The organism is Dialister sp., from assembly GCF_051885895.1.
Lineage (GTDB): Bacteria > Bacillota > Negativicutes > Veillonellales > Dialisteraceae > Dialister.
This window is the reverse complement of sequence record NZ_JBJEXP010000072.1, coordinates 32,901-37,576: the sequence shown is the minus strand read 5'-3', so window position 1 is coordinate 37,576 and position 4,676 is coordinate 32,901. Positions and strand designations below refer to the sequence as shown.

Annotated in this window: 4 protein-coding genes; all 4 read left to right on the top strand. The window is 50.4% G+C overall.

Going from position 1 to position 4,676, the window contains the following annotated elements; translation table 11 throughout:
- Nucleotides 1–181: 181 nt before the first annotated feature.
- Nucleotides 182–973: a 4-hydroxy-tetrahydrodipicolinate reductase gene (gene dapB / locus ACI4N7_RS06180; RefSeq protein WP_439732479.1), complete on the top strand. Its 792-nt coding sequence runs from the start codon at nucleotides 182–184 to the stop codon at nucleotides 971–973.
- A 9-nt stretch (nucleotides 974–982) separates the two neighbouring features.
- On the top strand, nucleotides 983–2,017 hold the full coding sequence (locus tag ACI4N7_RS06175) for an aspartate-semialdehyde dehydrogenase (protein WP_439732478.1): 1,035 nt from the start codon (nucleotides 983–985) through the stop codon (nucleotides 2,015–2,017).
- 136 nt (nucleotides 2,018–2,153) lie between these two features.
- A complete protein-coding gene (gene dapA / locus ACI4N7_RS06170) occupies nucleotides 2,154–3,065 on the top strand; it encodes a 4-hydroxy-tetrahydrodipicolinate synthase (protein WP_439732477.1) in 912 nt (303 codons plus the stop codon).
- 222 nt (nucleotides 3,066–3,287) lie between these two features.
- The gene (locus ACI4N7_RS06165) at nucleotides 3,288–4,571 is read left to right on the top strand and encodes a histidine-type phosphatase (protein WP_439732476.1); all 1,284 of its coding nucleotides are present in this window, start codon (nucleotides 3,288–3,290) and stop codon (nucleotides 4,569–4,571) included.
- Nucleotides 4,572–4,676 lie beyond the last annotated feature (105 nt).

The window sequence follows — 4,676 nt, the reverse complement described above, 5'->3', positions numbered from 1 at the left end:
TCTGCACCCTCTGAACCTTTTGAGCCCTCAAAACCCTTTGAATCTTTTGAACCTTTTCTCCAAATATAAAAAATCATTTCCCGTATTGACGTTGCTGAAATTTTATACTACCATAGTTGTAAACTATCAAATGCCTTATAGGGAAATTCCGCCTATAGAGCCATAAAAGGAGGAGTTATTCATGATTCAAGTTTTAGTGAATGGCGCAGCCGGTCGCATGGGCAGTGAAGTGGTTCGTTCTGTGATGGCTGAAGAGGGTCTTGCAGTTGCCGGGGCTGTGGATCCCGGTGCTGCCGGAAAAGATCTGGGAGAGGTTGTTGGCACCGGTCATAACGGTATTGTCATCGCTGCTTCCCTGGAAGAGGCCTTTAAGGTGAAGAAGCCGGATGTGGTGGTGGATTTCACCAGCCCGAAGGTGATTTACCAGAATGCGAAATTTGTTCTTGAAAATGGTGTGAACATGGTTATCGGCACCACGGGCCTCACGGCTGAACAGAGAAAGGAACTGTCCGATATCGCCGACAAATCCGGTGCCAACGGACTGGTAGCTCCGAATTTCTCTCTGGGCGCAGTGCTTCTGATGAAGGTATCCGCAGAGATTTCCAAGTATATGCCCAATGCGGAAATCATCGAACTGCATCACAACCACAAGTATGATGCTCCTTCCGGTACGGCAAAGCTGACGGCTGAAAAGATGGCCGCTGCCAGAACCAAGGATCCCGAGCCGGATGAAACGAAGGAAAGTCTTCCCGGCGTCCGCGGCGGAAAATATGAGGGGATTACCATCCATTCCGTTCGTCTTCCCGGTTATGTGGCTCACCAGGAAGTGCTTTTCGGCGGCTATGGCGAAATTCTGACTCTCCGTCATGATTCCCTGGACAGAAAGTCCTTCATGCCCGGCGTCATGCTGGCATGCAAGAAGTGCATGACTGTCAAAGGCTTTGTATATGGTTTGGAAAATTATTTGGAATGAGGTGCTTCTATGAGTAAACTGCCGCGCGTTGCAGTCCTCGGCGCTACCGGCGCTGTGGGACAGGAATTTATCCGCCTGTTCGAGGAAAGAGATTTCCAGTTTGCTTCCCTGAAACTTCTGGCATCCAAGCGCTCTGCCGGAAAGAAAATCACCGTGAAGGGGAAGGAATACACCGTAGAAGAGGCCAAGCCGGAATCCTTTGAAAATATCGACATTGCTCTTTTCGCCGGTGGCAGCATCAGCAAGACTCTGGCTCCGGAAGCAGCCAAACGGGGCGCTGTAGTTATCGACAATTCTTCCACCTTCCGTATGGATCCCGAGGTGCCTCTGGTGGTTCCGGAAATCAACCCGGAAGATATTTCCTGGCACAAGGGCATTATTGCCAATCCGAACTGCTCCACCATCATCATGCTCATGGCACTGAAGCCGATTTACGATATTTCCCGTATCAAGCGGATTGTTGTCAGCACCTATCAGGCTGTATCCGGCGCAGGCAAGGACGGCATTGATGAACTGCTGGATGAAGCGGCAGCCATTGCCAAAGGCGAAAGCTATGAACCGAAGATTCTTCCTTCCGCCAGCCTGCCGAAGCATTACCAGATTGCTTACAATGTAATCCCCCAGATCGATGTCTTCCTGGATAACGAATATACCAAGGAAGAAATGAAAATGGTGAATGAAACCCATAAGATTTTCCACGATGATTCCATCGCCATTACGCCTACCGCTGTACGCGTGCCGGTTGTCCGGAGCCATGCGGAATCCATTTACATCGAAACGGAAAAACCGATCAGCACCGATGAAGTGAAGAAAGCCATTCAGGGCTTCAAAGGGGCGGAACTGGTGGATGATATTGCAAACATGATTTACCCCATGCCTTTGGATACATCCAATAAGACCGATGTGGCTGTAGGCCGTATCAGAAAAGATCTCTACTGTGAAAACGGCATCAATCTCTGGGTCTGCGGCGACCAGATCCGCAAGGGGGCCGCTCTCAACGCCCTGCAGATTGCAGAATACATGATTGCTCATGATATGATCTGATATCCGGTTCATTCCATGTGAAACAGCATTGTTTCCATCGGCAGGCGGGTTCAGGCGGATCGTGATTGGGATCGGGCTGGTATCCGGAACCCGGCCGCCAGTTCACTAGCACACTAAACAAAAAGGAGAATAAAAAATGGCAACAGCAAAATTCGGACGGGTTATTACCGCCATGATCACTCCATTTCTTGAAGACGGTTCTGTAGATTATGAAGGAGCTGCCGCACTGGCTAAACACCTGGTGGCTCACGGTTCGGAAGGCATTCTTGTGGGAGGCACCACCGGTGAAGGTGCTACCATGACTTCCGAAGAAAAGCTGAAACTGTACAAAACCATTGTGGATGCCGTAGGCAGAAATGCGCCCGGCAAAAAGGTACCGATTATGGGGAATATCGGCACCATCAGCACAAAGGACACCATCCTTTTTGGCAGGGAAGCCAAGAAGACAGGCATTGACTGCGCACTGGCCATCGTTCCCTTCTATGTAAAACCGAACCAGGAAGGCATGTACCAGCACTTCCGGGCTATTGCCAAACATGTGGATCTTCCGATTATTCTCTACAATGTTCCGGGCCGTACAGGTGTATCCATCCAGCCGGAAACCATTAAGAGAATTGTGGATGAATGCCCCAATGTGGTAGGCATCAAAGACGCCACCGGCAGCTGGGACCAGGTGACTAAGGAAAAGGCACTGCTCCCTGATGACTTCATGATCTACAGCGGCGATGACGCATTCACCCTGCCGGTACTTCTGGCAGGCGGCGTAGGCGTCATTTCCGTATCCAGCCATGTTATCGGTGACGATATGCTTGCTATGATAGACGCCTATGAAAAAGGGGATATGGAAAAAGCGAGAGCTCTCCATCTCAAGACCTATCCCATCAACAAAGGCATGTTCTTCACCGCCAGCCCCACTCCGGTCAAGACTGCTGTCAACCTCATCGGCCAGCCCGGCGGCCACTTCCGTCTCCCCATGGTGGAACCGTCCGAAGAAGAAAGAAATCATGTATACCAGATGCTGAAGGATTATGGCGGACTGGTGAAATAAAGAATGTATGGGAAAAGGCTTCCGCAAAGGAAGCCTTTTCGTTTTAGGGAAGCGCTGATTAAATCAGTGTTTGCTTTCATTCTTGAAATTTTATGCAATGCAAGGAATGGGACGACGCGAATAGCGAGCTATTTAAGGAGTCCCATGACGAAGCAGTGCATAAAATTTCTTATGAAAGTAAACTCTATGAATTAATCAGTGCTTCCTTAGAAAGGAGTTTTTATGGGTGTATGCCAGGGACGGATGCTTTCCCTTTTCCGAAAGAAGGGCATCCGGGCTGCGGTGTCTGTGCTGTCAGTCCTTTTTCTTGCTGTCTCTTTTCCTTCTGAGGCCCGGGAGGGGATTCATCAGAATTATGAACTGGAGAAGGTGGTCATTTTCAGCCGGCACAATCTCCGTTCTCCCATGTCCACAGACGAGGATAAAAGAAATTCCATGACTCCGCACCGGTGGAGGAAGCCGGAAGGAGCACCGGGAGATCTGTCCAACCGGGGCGGCATTCTGGAAACCATGATGGGGGAGTCTGTGAAGGACTATCTGGACAGGGAGCATTTTGCGCCTGTCCAGGGCAGAACAAGCCATTTCTATTCTGATTCCGATGAACGCACCATTGTCACGGCCCGTTTCTTTGCCGCCGGTGTGGCGCCTTTGGAAGAGATTTCCATTTCTCACAGGCCCCAGGGGGAAAAGGATCCGGTTTTTGCATCTGCCCTTCCGGAAAATCTGAGTGATTCCGCCCTGGAGGAGCTGAAGCAGGAGGAGAATGTCTGGAGGAGCCGGTTTCTTGCGGAACGGGGAGAAAAGCTTGGCAGTGACTTTAAGGAAATGGAGCGGGTGCTGGATATATCCCGTTCTCCTGCTGCCCGGCAGGGACAATTCCGGGGCTTTGATCCCTATGACTGCAGGGTGCAGCTGGAAAAGGGAAAAAAGCCGAAGCTTTCCGGCTCTTTAAAGACGGCTCATTCCCTGGCGGATTCTCTGCTCATTCAGTATTATGAGACAGAGGATGACAGGAAAGCCGCCTTCGGCCATGCCATGACCTTTAAAGACTGGGAGAAAATCGGAGATCTGAAGGATGATTTCGGCCTACTTCTCTACGGCATGCCGCAGTCCGCCCGCCTGATGGCCGGCCCGCTGCTTTCTGCTATCCGAAATGAAATGGAAGGGACCGTTCCTTTTTCCTATATCTGCGGCCATGATTCCAATATTTCCCTGATCCTGGCTTCCCTGGGCACTCTTCCCTATGAACTGCCGGGATCTCTGGAAAAAAGGGTGCCCTTCGGCGTCAAGATTTTCATTGAAAAGTGGAAGGGGGAGGACCGGAAGGAATACGGCACCATTTCTCTTCTCTATTACAGGACGGATCAGATCCGACATCTGCAGGTGCCGGGAAAAGACAGCCTGCCTGCGGTGTATCCGCTCCGCTTTCAGGGAACTGCTGTCAATGAAGACGGCATGATGCGCTGGGCGGATGTGGTGAAGCTGTTTGACAGGGCTTCCGTTTAAGAAATGCAGGAGGGATTTCAGCAGTTTTTCCTCCGGCCTATCGATTTTGATTCCATTTTTTGCATTACCTCTTCGCCCATGATAAAATAAGTAAATATCATTTTT

Bases quoted from the DNA above. Each gene is read 5' to 3' on its own strand.
- dapB (WP_439732479.1), top strand. From the start codon at position 182: ATGATTCAAGTTTTAGTGAATGGCGCAGCCGGTCGCATGGGCAGTGAA.
- ACI4N7_RS06175 (WP_439732478.1), top strand. From the start codon at position 983: ATGAGTAAACTGCCGCGCGTTGCAGTCCTCGGCGCTACCGGCGCTGTG.
- dapA (WP_439732477.1), top strand. From the start codon at position 2,154: ATGGCAACAGCAAAATTCGGACGGGTTATTACCGCCATGATCACTCCA.
- ACI4N7_RS06165 (WP_439732476.1), top strand. From the start codon at position 3,288: ATGGGTGTATGCCAGGGACGGATGCTTTCCCTTTTCCGAAAGAAGGGC.